The sequence below is a fragment of the uncultured Roseovarius sp. genome, from assembly GCF_913057115.1.
Lineage (GTDB): Bacteria > Pseudomonadota > Alphaproteobacteria > Rhodobacterales > Rhodobacteraceae > Roseovarius.
In genome coordinates this window covers 1-18,981 of record NZ_CAJXNN010000051.1, presented here as the reverse complement: position 1 = coordinate 18,981, position 18,981 = coordinate 1, and the positions used below count along the sequence as shown (strand labels likewise).

The window sequence follows — 18,981 nt, the reverse complement described above, 5'->3', positions numbered from 1 at the left end:
ATGGCATCGGCGTAGGGGTCGATGGGCGGTGGGGCTATGCGGTCGGTCAGGTCGGGCAGGCCCAGCAGCGCCTCGCGAATCTCGGCGTGAAAGATCGCGCGCTCGGTCTTGGTCAGATCGGTAAAATCGGTCTCGGCCCCGGCAGGCGCGGCCAGACAAAAAAGACCTGCCGCCAGAGGCAGCAGGCCGTTGTGATGTCCAAAGGGCATCAGTTTTCGCGAATCTCGGCGGCGACGCGCTGCATCTCGTCGACGGGCAGGTAGCCGCGCAGCATCTGATCGTTCATCACGAAGGACGGTGTGCCTGAGATGTTGAGGCGCTGCGCGAGGGCGCGGTTCTCGGCGATGACCGTGGTCACCTCGTCGCTGTCCATTTGTGCCTCGATCGCGGCGGCGTCGAGGCCGAAGCCCTCGGCCAAGCGGGTGAGCGCGGTCTGTGTGATATCGCCCGAGAAGACCATGAGCGCATCGTGCACCTGCTCATAAGCCTCGTCACCCAAGGTTTGCAGGGTGGCAATGGCAAAGCGCGCGGCCAGTTCCGACTGTTCACCAAGGATCGGGAATTCCTTGACGATCAGCTTGATGTTGCCGTCGAACTCCAGCAGGTCGTTCACCTCGGGGAAGGCGCGTTTGCAGTAGCCGCATTTGTAATCCATGAACTCGACGAGCGTGATGTCGCCCTCCGGGTTGCCGCCCGTCCAGGAGTGGCCGTCGTTGAAGATCGCCTCTTCGTTGGCCTTTACCAATTCCACGTCGTTTTGGGCCTGTGCTTCGGCTTGACGTTGTTCCAGCACGGCCACGGCTTCCATGATCACCTCGGGGTTGTCCAGAAGGTAGGCGCGAATCTCGGCGCGGAAGGCTTCGCGCTCGGCGTCGGACATCGAGTCGAGATCAAGCGCCTGACCCGGCAGGGCGGTCAGGGCAGCCGCGGCAAAGGCCATGGCGGGCAGAAGGGGGCGTCGTGTCATGCGGGTTATCTCCGTTTGCGTTGTTTCGCGGCGTATTGCGCCGCAGATAGCACATCCTGCGCGCGACGCCAGCCGGTCGAGCCGCGCGGCAGCATATCGCTGGCCCTTTGAGCGTGCAGGCCGGCATCTTCCATCCGGCCCTGCATGGCGTAGCGTTCGGCTGTCAGAAGCGAGGCCATGCCGCGGTTGCCCTGCTTGGCATAGGCTTGGGCCAGATCGCGCATCACCCGTGGGTCGCGGCCATCGCGGGCACGGGCCTGTTCAAGGTATTTCGTGGCTTGCCCCACCTTGCCTTGGGCCAGAAGCGCGCGGCCATAGGCCCCGAGGATCAGCGCATTGCGCGGCGCGAGCTGCGTGGCGCGCCCATAGGCGGAGGCCGCCGCAGCAAAGCGGCGGCTTTCGATCAGGATTTGCCCTTTGAGTTCATGCAAGAAAGGGTCTTTGGGGCGTGTGGCGATGGCGGCGTCGATGGATTTGAGCGCGCGCGACAGGTTCGAGCGGCGGTGGTGGGCCACGGCTTCGCGCATCAGTTTGACATCGCGAAAGCCGAATTCACCGGCGCGTCGCAGGGTCCATTTCGGGGCGCGTTGAAAGGCCGAGAGCTTACCCTTTGCCCGGGCGAACCAATAGTCGTGGCTTTTGTTGTCGCGGGCGCGGTCGGCGTAGGCATCGGCCAGGCGTTTGACCACGCGGAAGCGGTCGGCGCTCATCGGGTGGGTGCGCGCGTAGGGGTCTTGGCGTGCGGCGCTGAGAGCTTCTTGACCACGGAAGATATCCATGACCTTGACCATGCCCTGTGGGTCGATCCCGGCTTGGGCCATGTAGCGCATACCGGATTGGTCGGCGGCGTTTTCCTCGGCGCGTGTATGGGCGAAAAAGAGCCGCTGTGCCGTGGTTTGCGTGCCCAGAGCAACCCCTGCGGCGGCCTCGCCCGAGCCCGTGGCCACGGCGGCGGCGGCGAGGGCCGCGCCGATTCCGGCGGCGGTGCGCGCATTGCGCAGGTTGATGGGGCGGCGCACGAGGTGGCCGTTCGAGATATGCGCAGCCTCATGCGCCAGCACCGCCTGCAACATCGCTGCATTGTCCATCTTCAGCAGCAGGCCGGAGTGGATGAAGATATGGTTCCTGTCGACGACGAAGGCATTCAGGTTCCGGTCGTCGATCACGAGGATATCCACGCGCGTCGGGCTGAGCCCGGCGGCTTTCAGCACGGGCTCGGCCAGTTGCTTGAGGGCATACTCGATATCGGGATCACGCAGGAGCGTCAGCGCACGTGCCGGTGCGGCCAACGTCATCGAGAGCAGCAGCGCGATGGCGAGGAGCCTGAGAAGTTGCATTGACGACAGGGCCTTTTCCGGTTGAAACGGGCGGTATCAGGGGCAGTCTAGGAGCGAAGCGATGCGGAACTCAAGCCGAAGCGGCGTTGATCCCTTTATTGTGATGGATGTGATGGAGGCCGCACGGCGGGCCGAGGCCGAAGGGCGGCACATCATTCACATGGAGGTGGGCCAGCCGGGCACGCCAGCGCCCGAGGGGGCGCGTGACGCCTTGGCAAAGGCCATGGGCGAGGACGCCATGGGATATACCGTGGCGCTTGGCTTGCCGGAACTGCGCGAGCGCATCGCACGGCTCTACGGCGAGTGGTACGATGTCGACCTGAACCCTGAGCGGGTGGTTGTGACGCCGGGCAGTTCCGGGGCCTTCATACTGGCCTTTACCGCCTTGTTCGATACAGGCGACAGGGTGGGGATCGGGGCGCCCGGTTATCCCAGTTATCGCCAGATTCTCAAGGCCTTGGACCTTGTACCGGTGGATATCGAGACGGCGGCGGAAAACCGCCTTCAACCGGTCCCGGCGGATCTTGAGGAGCGGGATCTGGCGGGGCTGATGGTGGCCAGCCCGGCGAATCCCAGTGGGACGATGTTGGGCCGGGATGATTTGGCCGCATTGATGGAGGCCTGTCAGGCGCAGGGCGCGAGTTTCATTAGCGATGAGATTTACCATGGAATCGAGTATGAGGCGAAGGCCGTGACCGCGCTGGAGATCAGCGACGAGGCCTATGTGATCAACTCGTTTTCCAAGTATTTCAGCATGACCGGCTGGCGCGTGGGTTGGATGGTGGTGCCCGAGGACCATGTGCGGGTGGTGGAGCGGCTGGCGCAAAATCTCTTTATTTGTCCGCCAAATGCAAGCCAGGTGGCCGCTTTGGCGGCGATGGACTGCCGTGAGGAACTGGAGGCCAACATGGCCGTCTACCGTGCCAACCGGCAATTGATGCTGGAGGGGCTGCCCAAGGCCGGGTTCGACCGGATCGCGCCACCGGATGGGGCGTTTTACGTCTATGCCGATGTGAGCCATATAACAGACGACAGCCGCGCCTTTGCCGCCGAGATTTTGCAAAAGGCAGGTGTGGCGGTGACGCCGGGGTTGGATTTTGACCCCGAGCGCGGGGCAGGGACGATCCGGTTTTCCTATGCGCGGAGCACGGCGGATATCGAAGAAGGATTGGCGCGGCTGAAGCAGTTCATGGAGGCGCGGCGGTGAGACCATTGGCGAATCGGCGCTAAGCCCTTGGTTAACAAGAAAAACCCCTGTCTGCATCGCGTCGGTATAACATCGGTATCGCGTCGGTATTTTTTCCCGCACGCCAGCAGGTTAACAGGGCGTACGGTGAGAGTTGTACGTTTTGTACGCGAGTTTCGTACGTTTCGTAGCGGGCGCTCATCAGCCCTTACGGGCTTCTTCGCGAGGAAGGGGTGGTCTGTGGGGCGAAGGTCGGCAGAGCGGGACGGAGTTGCCGCCCGAGGATCGCGAAAGGATTGCCGTTCAGCGCAACCGCCCGGCGCACACCGGGCATCGCCCGACCTCCCCCCGGAGGGCGATTTTTCCAACATTTGCCAAAGAACAATCGTCGAGTGGCTTGGAGGTGTCAGGCCCCACACAATCCTTGCGAACGCCCTCCAGGTCGGCCGATGCCCGGTGTGCGCCTGATGGTAGCCATGGCCGCAGAGCGGTCGTTCGCGCTTGGCAACGCATCCGGCGCTCTGGCCTCAAACCGGGTATTCGTCGCTTTTGCGCGTGAATTCTGGAATCTGTGTGATGGAGCGCTTGAAGGCGCACCTTGAGGCGGGGGCGGCTACGGCCTTACTCGGGCAGTTCCGTGAGTTCGCGTTGGATAGACCATTCGATCAATTCGCCCCAGAGTTTGCGGGCGAGGGTGGGGTCCAAGCCTTGGGCGGTGGCGGTGGCGGCGACCTTGTCGAGTACTTCGGCAACGCGGCCCGTGGTGCGGGCGGGAAGGCCTTCGATTTTCTTCAAATCCACGGCGCGGTCGATGTAGCGGCTGCGGGTGACGAGCAGGGCGATCAGCTCGACGTCGATGCTGTCGATCTGGGCGCGCAGGGTTGCCATGGAGGTGCAGTTTTCGGGGGCGGTGAGGCGATCCATCCGTTATGTCCTTTATGATTTGAGCAATTGGCGTAGGTGCGTCACCGCGCGTTGGGCGCGCATGTCGCAAAATTCGGCTGTCGGGGCGGGCAGGCGGCCGATGACGCGGCGGATTTGTTGATCGCCGATCAGCAGGTCGAGGTAGAGGCCCACGGCCTCTGCCGGGGTGTCGAAGGCGAGTTGCCCCTCGGATCTGGCCCGCAAGAGCACCTGTTCGAGAAGAGGAAAGACGGCCTCGCGCCCGGCTTTGGAGAGGGTTTTGCCCAACTCGCCGCTGCTGTCGGCGGCGGCGGCGCGGTTGAGGGCCACGGCCCTGTCGCCGGTGAGCAGTTTCAGCAGTTTCGGGCCGAGGGTGCCGAGGATCGACAGCGCGTCGCGATTGCTTTCCAGCTCGGTTTCGAGGTGGCTTTTCACCTCTTCGGCGTTGCGGGTGACGAGCGCCTGAAAGAGCCCCTGTTTGTCGCCGTACCAATTGTAGAGCGTCTCGTTGGAGGCGCGGGCCTGCTTGGCGATGCCAAGCATCGAGGTGCCGGCATAACCCTTGGCTTCGAGCACTTCATAGGCGGCGGTCTCGATTTGCTGTTGGCGGAGGGATTTCTTGTCGTCGCGCATTTTCAATTCCCAAGGCTGTTGACAGAAACCGTAACTGGTATTACGGATATGCACAACCGTAATTTTAAATACGCTTTTGAAAGGACATGACATGACACAGAACGACCGACAGGCCCTTGCCGCCCTTACAACGCTGATTTTGCTTCAGGGGGTCATGCTTTCGGCGCTTTATGCGGGAATCAGGCCGCATCCGCCCGAGGCCACGCCGCTGTTTGGGATTGCCCCGTTCTTGGGGGCCTCTGTCTCAGTCGCGGTGTCCGCGATGATCGTACAGCCGCTTGCCAGTACCGCAGGGCGGGGATTGAGCCTTGCGGCGGCCCTGATGGCTTTGGTCTCGTTCGGGCCGCAGAAATATTTCGATGCGCAGTTTGGCCTGATCTGGCCAGCGGTGGTGCTGGGCCAGTTGGCGGCTGTGGTGCTGATGGTCGGGGTTGTGCGCGCGATGCGCGAGACGAAGGCCGGGGACGTGGCCGCAGCGGCGTGAGGCCAGCGGGGGCCGATATCCCCACGCAATGTGAAGCGGCCCCGGGGGATGACCCCGGGGCTTTTGCGTTTACTCGAATTCGATCAGAAGGTCCTTGGCGTCGACCTGACCGCCGGGTTGCACATGCACCGCTTTCACGGTGGCGTCGCGTTCGGCGTGGATGCCGGTTTCCATTTTCATCGCCTCGATGGTCAGCAGCATGTCGCCTTCCTTGACCGTCTGGCCCGCGCTGACCACCACGCTGGCCACCACGCCGGGCATCGGTGCGCCGACGTGATCAGGGTTGCCGCTTTCGGCCTTGGGCCGGGCGGCGGTTTCGGCCTTCACCTTGCGGTCGGGCACGCGGATCACGCGGGGTTGGCCGTTGAGTTCGAAAAACACCTTTACGTCGCCCTCCTCCGAGGTTTCGCCGACGGTTTGCAGGCGAATCTCAAGGATCTTGCCGGGGTCGATTTCGGCAGAAATTTCCTCGCCCGGTTCCATGCCGTAGAAGAAGGTGCGAGTGGGCAGGGTGCGCACCGGGCCGTACATCCGGTGGCGGCCCATGTAATCGAGGAAAACCTTGGGATACATCAGGTAGCCGTTGAGGTCTTCGTCATCAACCGGCTTGCCTTCGAGTTGTTCGATGACGTCGGCACGGGTGGCTTCAAGATCGACCGGTTCAAGATGCGCGCCAGGGCGGGCGGTGTTGGGTTTTTCGTCCTTCAGCACCTTCTTGACGATGCTGTCGGGGAAGCCGCCCGGCGGTTGGCCCAGATTGCCGCGCATCATGTCGATGACCGAGTCGGGGAAGGCGACATCGGTGTCGGGGTCTTCCACCTCCTCGCGCGTCAGCCCTTGGGAGACCATCATCAGCGCCATGTCGCCCACCACCTTGGACGAGGGCGTGACCTTCACGATATCGCCGAACATCTGGTTCACATCGGCATAGGTTTTCGCCACCTCGGGCCAGCGATCTTCTAGGCCGAGGCTGCGGGCCTGAGCCTTGAGGTTGGTGAACTGCCCGCCGGGCATTTCGTGAAGGTAAACCTCGGAGGCCGGGGCCTGCAGGCCGGATTCGAACGCCACGTATTGGGCGCGGACCTGTTCCCAGTAGTTGGAAATCTCGCGGATGCGTTCGATGTCCAGCCCGGTGTCGCGCTTGGTGTGCATGAGCGCCTCGGTGATCGAACCAAGGCAGGGCTGCGAGGTGCCGCCCGAGAAGGCATCCATGGCCGCGTCCACCGCATCGACGCCCGCCTCGGCGGCGGCGAGGATGGTGGCGCCGGCGATGCCGGAGGTGTCGTGGGTGTGGAAGTGGACGGGGATGTCCAGCTCGTCCTTGAGGGCCTTGACCAGTTGCGTGGCGGCGGCGGGTTTCAGAAGGCCCGCCATGTCCTTGAGGCCGAGAACATGCGCGCCAGCGGCTTGCAGTTCCTTGGCCATGCCGACGTAGTACTTGAGGTCATACTTGGCGCGGTCGGGGTCGAGGATATCGCCGGTGTAGCAAATCGTGCCTTCGCAGATCTTGCCCGTGTCGATCACCGCGTCCATGGCGACGCGCATGTTTTCCACCCAGTTGAGGCTGTCGAAGACGCGGAACACGTCAACGCCGGTTTCGGCCGCTTGGCGGACGAATTCCTGCACAACGTTGTCGGGGTAGTTGGTGTAGCCCACGCCGTTGGAGGCGCGCAGCAGCATTTGCGTGAGCAAGTTGGGCATGGCGGCGCGCAGGTCGCGCAGGCGTTGCCACGGGCATTCCTGCAAGAAGCGGTAGGCCACGTCGAAGGTGGCACCGCCCCAGCATTCCACCGAAAAAAGCTGTGGCAGATTGGCGGCATAGGCGGGGGCGACCTTGACCATGTCGATCGAGCGCATCCGGGTCGCCAGAAGCGATTGGTGGCCGTCGCGCATGGTGGTGTCGGTCAGAAGCAGGCGCTCTTGGTCCAGCATCCAGTCGGCCACGGCCTTGGCGCCTTGTTCTTCGAGCAGGGTCTTGGTGCCGGGGGCCGGATCGGTAATCAGTTTCGGCGGGCGGGGCAGCTTGGTCTCGGCGGGCTTGGCGCGGCCCGTGGTTTCGGGGTGCCCGTTCACCGTGATGTCGGCGATATAGGTCAGGACCTTGGTGCCCCGGTCGCGGCGCTTGGAGAAGTGGAAAAGCTCGGGCGTTTCGTCGATGAACTTGGTGGTGTATTCGTTGCTGAGGAAGGTGGGGTGCTTCAGCAGGTTTTCCACGAAGTTGATGTTGGTCGACACGCCGCGAATACGGAATTCGCGCAGGGCGCGGTCCATCCGGGCGATGGCCGCCTCGGGCGTTTGCGCGTGGGCCGTGACCTTGGTCAGCAAGCTGTCGTAGTAGCGGGTGATGACGCCGCCGGAATAGGCCGTGCCGCCATCCAGCCGGATGCCCATGCCGGTGGCCGAGCGGTAGGCGGTGATGCGGCCATAATCGGGAATGAAGTTGTTGAGCGGGTCTTCTGTGGTGATCCGGGTTTGCAGGGCGTGACCGTTGAGGGTGATCTCGGACTGGTCGGCCTTGCGGGTGGCTTCGGCCAGTGTTTTGCCTTCGGCGATCTTGATCTGGGCCTGCACGATGTCGATGCCTGTCACTTCCTCGGTGACGGTATGCTCGACCTGCACGCGCGGATTCACTTCGATGAAGTAGAACTTGTCGGTTTCCATATCCATCAGGAATTCGACGGTGCCGGCACATTCATAGTTCACGTGCTTGCAGATTTTATAGCCCAGCTGGCAGAGTTCCTCGCGCTGTTCGTCGCTGAGGTAGGGGGCGGGGGCGCGTTCCACGACCTTCTGGTTGCGGCGCTGGACCGAGCAATCCCGTTCATACAGGTGGTACATATGGCCGTGCTTGTCGCCCAGGATCTGCACCTCGACGTGGCGGGCGCGGGTGATCATCTTTTCAAGGTAGCCTTCGCCGTTGCCAAAGGCGGCTTCGGCCTCGCGGCGGCCTTCCATGACCTTTTCGGCCAGTTCCTCGGGCTTGGTGATCGGGCGCATGCCGCGCCCGCCACCGCCCCAGCTTGCCTTGAGCATGAGGGGGTAGCCGATCTCGGCGGCCTCGCGGGCGATGGCCTCCATATCGTCGCCCAGCACCTCGGTGGCGGGGATGACGGGAACGCCCGCCTCGATGGCCACCTTGCGGGCGCTGGCCTTGTCGCCAAGGGCGCGCATGGTTTCGGCCTTGGGGCCGATGAAGGTGATACCGTTCTCGGTGCAGGCATCAACGAAATCGGGGTTTTCCGAGAGCAGGCCATAGCCGGGGTGGATGGCGTCGGCGCCGGATTCCTTGGCGACGCGAATGATTTCCTCGATCGAGAGGTACGCGGCCACCGGCCCCATGCCTTCGCCGATGCGATAGGCCTCGTCAGCCTTGAAACGGTGCAGGCCCAGTTTGTCCTCTTCTGCGAAAACGGCGACGGTGCGTTTGCCCATCTCGTTGGCGGCCCGCATGATGCGGATTGCGATCTCGCCGCGGTTCGCGATCAGGATTTTCTTGAAGTCAGCCACGGGCCATGTCCCCCATTGAAAGGTCTTTTTTTGATCTCGTGCGTGGGGCTTGCGCCGCGGCGCAGCACCCTCTCGCGCGGAACTTGTAAGATTTGTGAAAGGTTTGCGCAATCCGGCTTTGTGGGTATTTGCCGGGTGGGGAAAAATCCTGCCCGGGTGGGTAGGGGATTTACCCGGGCGGTGGCCAAAAAGGGGGGCGTTTTTGAGTTCAATGCGAATGGTTGAGGCGGGTGCCGAAATCTTTAAAAGATTTCGGTCCGATTTCTTTTGAAGAAATCGGGGGCGGTGCGGTGAGCCAGTGGAGTGGCGCGCGGTTGCAGAAAATGAGCAATTGGCCCGCGTTTTCGGCCACATGAAAGCCCCGGCGCTCAACCTCGCGCAGAAACGCCGCCATGCCGACGAACCGCTCCACGTCCCGCCGCTTGCGCCGGATCACACCGCCCTGTTGCACCGCCTTGCAGCTGAACAGATCATTTAGCCAGACTTCGGGCGTGAGGGGTGAGTTGCGGTTTTGCATGGGCCGCAGGGTGGGGGAGGTGTGGTTAAGGGCGGGTTAATCCGGGCGCGGAGTCAAGGCGCGTAGCGCCGCCGCGCCAAAGCCGACGCGCCCCGTCGCCCCGAAGGGGCGCCGACATGATGGTGGCACGCCTCTGGCGTGACGCGGCGGCTTTTTGGCCAATGTAGAGCGCCGCTTGAGGTTTTTCGGATTTGGTCGGGATAAAGTACGCCCGCCCAGAGGGATCAATCGCCCCCGCGCGCGTCGGATTTGGCGCTTGGTTGGAATATTCATTTTCAGCTGTTCAAAAACACAAGTAAAAAAGACTTAAATGTAGATAGCTGAACCGAATTTCTTTTTCATCAACTAGCGAAAACTTTCTTTACCTATTAGAGCAAAGAAGTTGAACTAAAACGCTAAGTTCGCTAAAAGAGAACTTGTGAGGTCACAAATGCGAAAGCATCTCACGTATTAGTTAACCCCAAGCTGCGGCAACAGCTTGGGGTTCATTTATTTCATCCTCAAAAGCATTAAGAATGTTAACAGCATAGTTATAACAGAAATGCTAAACATTAGCTGTTCGTAGGTCACAGATGGCAAAGCATCAACTTCAAACAAATCGTCTCACCTCCTTTCTTTCTAACTCCATCATGTAGTGGTCTTTCATCCATACTATACAAGCGGTGGAGTGGAGGGTAAACGAAAACGCGTTTGAAAAATTGACCAAAGGCTAAATTTCTTCTTCATAAACATTTCTGTTCAGTCCTATTGGACGCCGAGGCTGCCATGTTAAACATTCGTGAAGCAGATACGTGAAGATATCTCACCTCCCCCTCCGCTTCACATTCCCACCCCTCTGCCCGGGCCGTCCGGCTGTTGAGCGCCCACGCGACTTGGTGGCCTCCTCGGAGGCTTTCTCGACCGCTTGTTGACGGGCCAAGGGATCATCGGCGACGGCCAAATCCACCGCTTCCAGCCGTTTGATCTCATCGCGCAGGCGTGCAGCCTCCTCGAACTCAAGGTTCTCGGCGGCTTTGCGCATGTCGGTGCGGAGCCCGTCGAGGTGCGCCTGTAGGTTGGCGCCCGCGAGGGGTTTGTCGACCTTTGCGGTCACCCGGTTCATGTCCACATCGCCTTGGTAGAGGCCCGCCAAGATATCCTCGACGTTTTTCTTGATGGTGGCGGGGGTGATGCCGTGGTCCTCGTTATAGGCGATCTGTTTGGTCCGCCTACGTTCGGTTTCATCAATCGCGCGCTGCATGGAGCCGGTGATGCGGTCGGCGTACATGATGACGCGGCCCTCGGCGTTCCGCGCGGCGCGGCCGATGGTCTGGATGAGGGAGGTTTCCGAGCGCAGGAAGCCCTCTTTATCCGCGTCGAGAATGGCGACCAGCCCGCATTCGGGGATGTCGAGGCCTTCGCGCAGCAGGTTGATGCCCACCAGCACGTCGAAGGCCCCCAGCCGCAGGTCGCGCAGGATTTCGATGCGTTCGATGGTGTCGATGTCGGAGTGCATGTAGCGCACGCGGATGCCCTGTTCGTGCAGGTATTCGGTGAGGTCTTCGGCCATGCGTTTGGTGAGCGTGGTGCAGAGCACGCGGTAGCCATCGGCGGTGACGCGGCGGACCTCATCGAGCAGGTCGTCGACCTGGGTGTCGACGGGGCGGATTTCGACCTGTGGGTCGAGAAGGCCGGTGGGGCGGATCACCTGTTCGGTGAAGACGCCGCCGGTTTGCTCAAGCTCCCATGCCGCCGGGGTGGCGGAGACGAAGACGCTCTGCGGGCGCATGGCATCCCATTCCTCGAACTTGAGGGGGCGGTTGTCCATGCACGACGGCAGGCGGAAGCCGTGTTCGGCGAGGGTAAATTTGCGGCGGTAGTCGCCCTTGTACATGCCGCCGATCTGGGGGACGGAAACGTGGGATTCATCGGCGAAGACGATGGCGGTGTCGGGGATGAATTCGAACAGCGTGGGGGGCGGTTCGCCCGGTGCGCGACCGGTGAGGTAGCGCGAGTAGTTCTCGATCCCGTTGCAGACGCCGGTGGCCTCGAGCATTTCAATGTCGAAATTTGTGCGCTGTTCGAGGCGTTGGGCCTCCAGAAGTTTGCCTTCGCCGACCAGTTGGTCGAGCCTTTGGCGCAACTCCTTTTTGATCTGGATGACCGCCTGTTGCATGGTCGGTTTGGGCGTCACGTAGTGGGAGTTGGCATAGACGCGGATGCGGTCCATGGAGGCGGCTTTTTCGCCGGTGAGGGGGTCAAATTCGGTAATGGATTCAAGTTCTTCGCCGAAGAAGCTGAGTTTCCATGCGCGGTCTTCGAGGTGAGCGGGGAAAATCTCGAGGCTGTCGCCGCGCACCCGGAAGGAGCCGCGTTGGAAGGCTTGGTCGTTGCGGCGGTATTGTTGGGCGACCAGATCGGCCATGACCTTGCGCTGGTCATAGTCGTTGCCGACGATCAGGTCTTGGGTCATCGCCCCGTAGGTTTCCACGCTACCAATGCCGTAGATGCAGGAGACCGAGGCCACGATGATCACATCGTCACGTTCCAGAAGCGCGCGGGTGGCGGAGTGGCGCATCCGGTCGATCTGTTCGTTGATCTGGCTCTCTTTCTCGATATAGGTGTCGGAGCGCGGCACATAGGCCTCGGGTTGGTAGTAGTCATAGTAGCTGACGAAGTATTCGACGGCGTTATGGGGAAAAAACCCTTTGAATTCCCCGTAAAGCTGCGCGGCGAGGGTTTTGTTGGGTGCAAGGATGATCGCGGGGCGTTGGGTTTCTTCGATCACCTTGGCCATGGTGAAGGTCTTGCCGGTGCCGGTGGCACCCAAAAGGACCTGATCGCGCTCACCATCCAGAACGCCCGAGGAGAGTTCGGAAATCGCCGTGGGCTGATCGCCGGCCGGGGCGAAATCGCTGACCATCTCGAAGCGCTTGCCGCCTTCCAGTTTCTCGCGGGTTTTCACATCGGGTGCCGGTGCGTGCAGCAGGGCCTCGGAGCTGTCGGAATGGGCATAGGGCATGGGCGACTCCTTCAATCCCCACAGAGTTGATCTGTTTTCGGTCGGGTTCAAGAGGCGCGGGCGCCTTCAGAGCATATGGCCGGATTTCTTGGCCTTGGTGGCCAGATAGGCCCGGTTATGGGCGTTTTCGCCCACTTTGAGCGGGACGCGTTCTGTCACGGCAATGTCGCTGTGTTCCATCATGGCGATCTTGCCGGGGTTATTGGTGAGCAGGCGCACCGAGGAAAAGCCCATGCGCTTGAGGATTTCGGCACCGATGCGGAAATCGCGCTCATCATCCTCGAAGCCCAGGCGGTGATTGGCCTCGACCGTGTCAAACCCCTGATCTTGCAGGGAATAGGCGCGCATCTTGTTGGCAAGGCCGATGCCGCGCCCTTCCTGGTTGAGGTAGAGCAGCACGCCTGACCCCTCGGCCCCCATTTGCGCGAGCGCGCCGCGCAGTTGCGGGCCACAGTCGCATTTCAGGCTGCCCAGAAGGTCGCCGGTGAAGCAGGCCGAATGCAGGCGCGCCAGCACGGGCGTGTCGCGGCGCGGTTGGCCGATTTCCACGGCATAATGTTCTTCGCCGCCATCTTCTGGGCGAAAAATGTGCAGGCGGCCTGCCTCGGAGACTTCGAGCGGCAGTCGGGCGTTCACCACAGGGTGCAGCGGGCTCATCTCCAGCATATGCGGCGCGGCTTGCGCGGCGTCGATCAAGGACAGGCGGTTGGCCGTCGCCATGGCGGCCCCATCGGGCAGGTCCAGCACGAGGGCAGCCGGCAAGAGGCGGGCGGATTTCACAAGGTTCAGGGCGAGGCGATGCAGATCGGCCTCGCCGCCGCGTGCGGTGGAAAGCGGGCCTTTCATCGGCATTCTCAGGTCATCGGCGGGGTCGGCCACCGACAGGATCCATGCCAGGCTGGCATCGGGAGGAATGACCACGCGTGCCAGATCGCCGTCGTAGGCGCGGGCCTTGAGCGTCGCCGCGCGTCGCGCGCTGATCGCCAGAACCGGTTCAGCGCCGAGGGCCAGAACATCCGAAAGACGTTGTGCATCCAGTGTTTCGGCCGCCAATACGAGAGCCGCACCATCGGGGCCATTCAGCACAACAGGTACGCCCATGCGCAGGTCGGCGCGGGCGCGGGCGAGGGTTTCGATAAGGTCGGGCGCGAGGCTCATGCGCGACTCCTGCGTGTCATGTTGGTACACATGTAGCGAGTCTTGTAACGAATTGAAATATTTGCTCGCGGCGCAACACGTGGCCGTGAAGGGATTGTAGCAAGCCTTGCCGTTTGAGTGACCGAGACGCACATCATGGTCTACAAATCAAAGGAGTGGCCGAGATGGGACAGCTCAAGAAAATTCTGCTTGTCGATGACGACGAGGACCTGCGTGAAGCGCTGAGCGAACAGTTGGTGATGACCGAGGATTTCGACGTGTTCGAAGCCGGGAATGGCGCGGAGGGCATGGCGAAGGCCCGCGATGGCATTTACGATCTGGTCATCTTGGACGTGGGGCTGCCGGATACCGATGGCCGGGAGCTGTGCCGGCTGATGCGCAAGCAGGGTGTGAAGGCCCCTATCATGATGCTCACGGGGCACGATGGCGACGCCGACACCATATTGGGTTTGGATGCGGGCGCGAATGATTATGTCAGCAAGCCTTTCAAATTCCCGGTGCTTTTGGCTCGTATCCGTGCGCAGCTTCGGCAGCACGAGCAAAGCGAGGACGCGGTGTTCCAGCTGGGGCCGTATACCTTCAAGCCCGCCATGAAAATCTTGGTGGATGAGGAGGATCGCAAGATTCGCCTGACTGAGAAGGAGACCAATATCCTGAAGTTCCTTTATCGGTCGTCCGAGGGTGTGGTGGCGCGCGATGTGCTGTTGCATGAGGTTTGGGGGTACAATGCGGGCGTCACGACCCATACGCTTGAGACCCATATTTACCGTCTGCGTCAGAAGATTGAGCCCGATCCGTCGAATGCGAGATTGCTTGTGACGGAATCTGGTGGCTATCGACTCTTGTCCTAGTTGAAATTTGTGCCTATTTGAGGTAAATCAATGTGGACCGTTGTATACGGTGGCAATGACACGAGATACCCGTTGCATGTGCGGGTTATCACATGCACCTCCCTGTTGGACTGACCCCGGCTTGTCCGGGGTCTTTTTTTGCGTAGAGCATTCCGCCTTTAACCTGAGGTATCTGCCAAAGACGGAATGCGCGCAACGATTGAACGGCGCACTGGGTTTCGCAAAAATCTGTGATCCAGGTTTTTTGCGAAACGCTTTTTGGGTGGGTGTCATGGGCGCGTGGGCGCGTTATAGGTTCACGCAACAGTCTATGAGACAGGAACAGTGCCCATGCCTTTCAGCCTTGCAACTTGGAACATCAACTCGGTCCGCCTGCGCGAAGACTTGGTGGCGAAACTCTTGCGCGAGGAGGGGCCGGATATCCTGTGCCTTCAGGAGTGTAAAAGCCCGGTCGACAAGATCCCGCGGGAACAGTTCGCGGCGCTTGGTTACCCGCACATGGTGGCGCGGGGGCAGAAGGGGTACAACGGCGTGGCGATCCTGTCGCGCCAGCCGATCGAGGACGCGGGCGAGATGGATTTCGCGGCGCTGGGCCATGCGCGGCATGTGGCCGGGCGGCTGGAAAATGGTGTGGTGATCCATAATTTCTACGTTCCAGCAGGGGGTGACAAGCCCGACCGCGCGGTGAACGAGAAATTCGGCCAGAAGCTGGATTACCTGACCGATATGCGCGACTGGTTCCGCGATAACCGCCCTGAGAAGGGTATTTTGGTGGGCGACCTGAACATTGCACCCTTGGACGAGGACGTTTGGGACCACAAGAAAATGCTCAAGGTGGTCAGCCATACGCCGGTCGAGGTGGAGCATCTTGGCAATGCGCAGGAGGCGGGTGCATGGGTGGATGTGACGCGGCGGGATATTCCCGAGGGCAAGCTGTATAGCTGGTGGAGTTATCGGGCGCGGGATTGGGACACTGCGGACAAGGGGCGGCGGCTGGACCATATCTGGGCGACGCCGGATATCTCGAACGCCGCGCATGGGAGCCGTATCCTGCGCGCCGCGCGGGGATGGGAGAAGCCCAGCGACCATGCGCCGGTGTTCGCGACGTTTGATTTGTGAGGTTGTGGAGCGCCCCCTTGCATCACGGGACGCGGTGGGCCATTTAACGTCCAACACTCACACATAACCCCGGAGAGCGCGCTATGCTTGAACTCGGCGGCACAACACCCCCCGCAACCGACCTGATCAAGGACGTCTCGGAGGCTGACTTCATGGCCGAAGTCATCGAGGCCAGCCAGCAAGTGCCGGTGATCGTGGATTTCTGGGCACCTTGGTGTGGGCCATGCAAAACGCTTGGTCCGGCGCTGGAAGCGGCGGTGACCAAGGCCAAGGGCGCGGTAAAGATGGCCAAGGTCAATGTCGATGAAAACCAGATGATCGCCGGGCAGTTGCGGGTTCAGTCCATTCCGACGGTTTACGCGTTCTGGCAGGGGCAGCCCGTCGATGGCTTCCAGGGGGCCGTTCCGCCGTCGGAGATTGATGCCTTTGTCGAGCGTGTGGTGCAGGCCGCGGGTGGCGATGCCAGTGGTGGGTTGGATGATGCACTTGCTGCCGCCGAAGAGATGCTGGAGCAGGGCGCGGCCACCGACGCGGCCCAGACCTTTGCCGCGATCCTGCAGGAAGATGAAGCGAATGCAGGGGCTTACGGTGGCTTGGTGCGTGCTCATATCGCCATGGATGATCTGGAACAGGCAGAAGCCATTTTGAACGGCGCACCTGCCGAGATTTCCGAAGCGCCCGAATTGGAAGCCGCGCATGCGCAGCTGGAGCTGGCACGGCAAGCGGCGGATGCTGGCCCTGTGAGCGAGTTGAAAGCATCGGTCGAAGCCGATCCGGATGACCATCAGGCGCGGTACGATCTTGCGCAGGCGCTTTATGCCGGTGGCCAAACCCAAGAGGCTGTCGACGAATTGCTGGAGCTGTTCCGCCGGGACCGGGAGTGGAACGATGCGGCCGCGAAACAGCAGCTTTTCACCATTTTCGAAGCCCTCAAGCCCAATGATCCGATTGTTCTGAACGGGCGGCGGAAATTGAGCTCGATGATATTTGCCTGACTGCTGTGACGGGCTAGGTTTCGCATATGTTTAATCAGGCCGATCTGCCCGACGTCATCCCGGTGTTTCCCTTACCCGGTGCACTTTTGCTGCCGCGTTCGCGGTTGCCTTTGCATCTGTTCGAGCCTCGGTATCTGACGATGCTGGAAGATGCCTTGAAAACGCCGGAGCGTTTGATCGGGATGGTGCAACCCAATGCTGCGCCAGACGGCCGGACGGGGGGCAATGGCCTGCATTCGATTGGCTGCGTCGGGCGGGTGACCCAATTCTCGGAGACCGAGGATGGGCGCTATATGATCACCTTGACGGGCATCTCGCGGTACCGAATTCTTGAGGAAATAGAAGGCTTTACGCCCTACAGGCGCGCGCGGGTTTCATGGGCGGGCTTTGAACGCGACCTTGGCCCCGAGGACAAGGACCCGCGTTTTGACAGGCAGGCGTTTCTTGCCTTGCTGGAGCGCTTTTTCATGGCGCGCGAGTTGCAGACGGATTGGGACAGCCTGAAGGAAGCGGACGATGAATTGCTGATCAATTCGCTGTCGATGCTCTTGGGGTTCGAGCCCGAGGACAAGCAGGCGCTTCTGGAGGCGCCATCGCTTAGCACACGGCGCGAAACCCTTGTGACGCTGATCGAATACGCCCTGCGGGGTGGAAGTGATGAGGAGATCATGCAATGACCAACCAAGCCGGAGGCGTGGCATTTGATCGTCGGATGCTGGAGGCCTTGATCTGCCCGCAGACGCAAACCACGCTGGAATATGATGCCGAGCATCAGGAGTTGGTGAGCCGCAAGGCCGGGTTGGCTTTCCCGATCCGGGACGGGATTCCCGTGATGTTGGTGGACGAGGCACGGCGTTTGGACGCGGGGTAGGCAAAACTTTCGGGTCGTACGTTTTGCACGGGGCTTTCGTCCGAAAATGCGGCTTGTGCTGATATCCGTCGTAGGGGTCGTACGAAAACCGGCCGGAGACATGCCGGATGGTTTGGACAACCGACGGCCCGATCGCCGAAGGGCAATGACCGGATTGAGCCCTTACCCACGCTTGTTCAGCTTCAGATTTTTATTGCCTGACGCAACAGCAACGCGATTAAACTGAAGGCGGTTGCACCGCCAATCAAAGGCAACATAACAGCTTTGAAATCGCCCTCTTTCCAAGGCAGATCGTCGCGATACACGAAATCGTAAGTGTTCAATGCCGCCAAAGAAAGACAGATTATGGCGAACAAGATTGTAGAATAATAAAGCGTCTTCATATTGGGATCATAATCGAACTGTCGATGGCAGCAAAGTCCCGCACAGCAGACATTGGGGGGAGGACGTTTTCCGAACCCTGGTCGCCATAGGGTATCTATACAGGAGAAAGAAGAAAGGCCGGGCGATTGGCCCGGCCTGATCATGTTCAGCTTTCGCCGAAGACCCGTTCGAAGATCGTGTCGACGTGTTTGGTGTGATAGCCCATGTCGAATTTTTCCTCGATCTGCTCTTTGCCAAGTGCTGCGACGACATCGGCGTCGGAGAGCAGTTCTTCTTTGAAATCGGTGCGTTCTTCCCAGACCTTGAGCGCGTTGCGTTGCACCATGGCGTAGGCGTCTTCGCGGCTGACGCCGGCTTGGGTCAGGGCCAGAAGCACGCGTTGCGACATCACGAGGCCGGGGAACTTGTTCATGTTTTCCAGCATGTTTTCGGGGAAGATCAGCATCTTGTCGATCACGCCGGTGAGGCGCGCGAGGGCGAAATCAAGCGTGATGGTGGCATCCGGGCCGATCATCCGTTCGACGGAGGAATGCGAGATATCGCGTTCGTGCCAAAGCGCCACGTTTTCCATGGCGGGCACCACGGCGGAGCGCACGAGGCGCGCAAGGCCGGTGAGGTTTTCGGTCAGCACCGGGTTTTTCTTGTGCGGCATGGCCGAGGAGCCTTTTTGCCCCATCGAGAAGAACTCGGCGCCCTCCAGAACCTCGGTGCGTTGCATGTGGCGCACTTCGATGGCGATGTTTTCGATCGAGGAGGCGACAACGCCCATGGCCGCGAAGAAAGCGGCGTGACGGTCGCGCGGGATGACCTGCGTGCTGATCGGTTCGGGCTCAAGGCCCAGCTTTTTGCAGACGTGTTCCTCGACGCGGGGGTCGATATTGGCGAAGGTGCCGACCGCGCCGGAGATGGCACCGGTGGCAATCTCCTCGCGCGCGGTTTTCATGCGGGCGAGGTTGCGGTCCATCTCGGCATAGAAGCGGGCAAAGGTGAGGCCCATGGTGGTGGGTTCGGCGTGGATGCCGTGGCTGCGTCCGACGCGGAGGGTCATCTTGTGCTCAAGCGCGCGGC

General features: G+C 61.2%; 18 protein-coding genes. 7 read left to right on the top strand and 11 right to left on the bottom strand.

The features are described from left to right. The 3 genes from QZ498_RS15715 to QZ498_RS15705 form a co-directional block, all read right to left on the bottom strand. On the bottom strand, window positions 1-209 hold a 209-nt coding region (locus QZ498_RS15715; protein ID WP_294623939.1), incomplete at its 3' end, for a hypothetical protein. Beyond that, window positions 209-967 (bottom strand): DsbA family protein, encoded by a 759-nt coding sequence (locus QZ498_RS15710; protein WP_294623937.1) that lies wholly within the window; start codon window positions 965-967, stop codon window positions 209-211. The genes QZ498_RS15715 and QZ498_RS15710, both read right to left, overlap by 1 nt. Before the next feature lie 5 nt (window positions 968-972). Beyond that, window positions 973-2,304, bottom strand: coding sequence for a M48 family metalloprotease (locus QZ498_RS15705; RefSeq protein ID WP_294623935.1), 1,332 nt, complete (start codon window positions 2,302-2,304; stop codon window positions 973-975). A gap of 61 nt (window positions 2,305-2,365) precedes the next feature. Between QZ498_RS15705 and QZ498_RS15700 the strand changes: the two genes are divergently transcribed. Then, the gene (locus QZ498_RS15700; protein WP_294623933.1) at window positions 2,366-3,511 is read left to right on the top strand and encodes a pyridoxal phosphate-dependent aminotransferase; all 1,146 of its coding nucleotides are present in this window, start codon (window positions 2,366-2,368) and stop codon (window positions 3,509-3,511) included. A 600-nt stretch (window positions 3,512-4,111) separates the two neighbouring features. On the opposite strand, the gene QZ498_RS15695 is transcribed toward QZ498_RS15700, so the two are convergent. Both QZ498_RS15695 and QZ498_RS15690 read right to left on the bottom strand, forming a co-directional pair. Further along, complete coding sequence (locus tag QZ498_RS15695; protein WP_294623931.1) at window positions 4,112-4,414, bottom strand: chorismate mutase; 303 nt, start codon at window positions 4,412-4,414, stop codon at window positions 4,112-4,114. A gap of 12 nt (window positions 4,415-4,426) precedes the next feature. Beyond that, window positions 4,427-5,026: a TetR/AcrR family transcriptional regulator gene (locus tag QZ498_RS15690; protein WP_294623929.1), complete on the bottom strand. Its 600-nt coding sequence runs from the start codon at window positions 5,024-5,026 to the stop codon at window positions 4,427-4,429. A gap of 91 nt (window positions 5,027-5,117) precedes the next feature. Here QZ498_RS15690 and QZ498_RS15685 point away from each other — a divergent pair, with 91 nt between their 5' ends. Then, on the top strand, window positions 5,118-5,510 hold the full coding sequence (locus QZ498_RS15685) for a hypothetical protein (protein WP_294623927.1): 393 nt from the start codon (window positions 5,118-5,120) through the stop codon (window positions 5,508-5,510). 69 nt (window positions 5,511-5,579) lie between these two features. Here the strand turns inward: QZ498_RS15685 and QZ498_RS15680 are convergent, their stop codons facing one another. From QZ498_RS15680 to ribA, 4 genes are all read right to left on the bottom strand, one after another. Next, the gene (locus QZ498_RS15680) at window positions 5,580-9,017 is read right to left on the bottom strand and encodes a pyruvate carboxylase (protein WP_294623925.1); all 3,438 of its coding nucleotides are present in this window, start codon (window positions 9,015-9,017) and stop codon (window positions 5,580-5,582) included. Between the two features lie 208 nt (window positions 9,018-9,225). Further along, entirely contained in the window at window positions 9,226-9,534 is a 309-nt protein-coding gene (locus QZ498_RS15675; RefSeq protein WP_367117659.1) for an aspartate aminotransferase, read from the bottom strand. Window positions 9,535-10,336: 802 nt separating this feature from the next. Next, window positions 10,337-12,535 carry an excinuclease ABC subunit UvrB gene (uvrB, locus tag QZ498_RS15670; protein WP_294623923.1) on the bottom strand — a complete coding sequence of 733 codons (2,199 nt, stop codon included), beginning with the start codon at window positions 12,533-12,535 and terminating at the stop codon, window positions 10,337-10,339. Between the two features lie 66 nt (window positions 12,536-12,601). Continuing rightward, complete coding sequence (gene ribA / locus QZ498_RS15665) at window positions 12,602-13,693, bottom strand: GTP cyclohydrolase II (protein ID WP_294623921.1); 1,092 nt, start codon at window positions 13,691-13,693, stop codon at window positions 12,602-12,604. A 164-nt stretch (window positions 13,694-13,857) separates the two neighbouring features. Between ribA and QZ498_RS15660 the strand changes: the two genes are divergently transcribed. The 5 genes from QZ498_RS15660 (at window position 13,858) to QZ498_RS15640 (ending at window position 17,529) form a co-directional block, all read left to right on the top strand. Then, window positions 13,858-14,544: a response regulator transcription factor gene (locus QZ498_RS15660; RefSeq protein ID WP_294623919.1), complete on the top strand. Its 687-nt coding sequence runs from the start codon at window positions 13,858-13,860 to the stop codon at window positions 14,542-14,544. A 330-nt stretch (window positions 14,545-14,874) separates the two neighbouring features. Further along, window positions 14,875-15,663 (top strand): exodeoxyribonuclease III, encoded by a 789-nt coding sequence (locus QZ498_RS15655; RefSeq protein ID WP_294623917.1) that lies wholly within the window; start codon window positions 14,875-14,877, stop codon window positions 15,661-15,663. An 83-nt stretch (window positions 15,664-15,746) separates the two neighbouring features. Further along, window positions 15,747-16,658 carry a thioredoxin gene (gene trxA, locus QZ498_RS15650; RefSeq protein WP_294623915.1) on the top strand — a complete coding sequence of 304 codons (912 nt, stop codon included), beginning with the start codon at window positions 15,747-15,749 and terminating at the stop codon, window positions 16,656-16,658. Between the two features lie 26 nt (window positions 16,659-16,684). Then, complete coding sequence (locus tag QZ498_RS15645; RefSeq protein WP_294623913.1) at window positions 16,685-17,335, top strand: LON peptidase substrate-binding domain-containing protein; 651 nt, start codon at window positions 16,685-16,687, stop codon at window positions 17,333-17,335. Further along, window positions 17,332-17,529, top strand: coding sequence for a Trm112 family protein (locus QZ498_RS15640; RefSeq protein ID WP_294623911.1), 198 nt, complete (start codon window positions 17,332-17,334; stop codon window positions 17,527-17,529). Before QZ498_RS15645 ends, QZ498_RS15640 begins: the two co-directional genes overlap by 4 nt. 182 nt (window positions 17,530-17,711) lie before the next feature. On the opposite strand, the gene QZ498_RS15635 is transcribed toward QZ498_RS15640, so the two are convergent. Next, complete coding sequence (locus QZ498_RS15635) at window positions 17,712-17,912, bottom strand: hypothetical protein (protein WP_260275176.1); 201 nt, start codon at window positions 17,910-17,912, stop codon at window positions 17,712-17,714. A 146-nt stretch (window positions 17,913-18,058) separates the two neighbouring features. Continuing rightward, window positions 18,059-18,981, bottom strand: a 923-nt coding sequence (gene purB, locus QZ498_RS15630) for an adenylosuccinate lyase (protein ID WP_294623907.1), incomplete at its 5' end; no start/stop codon positions are given.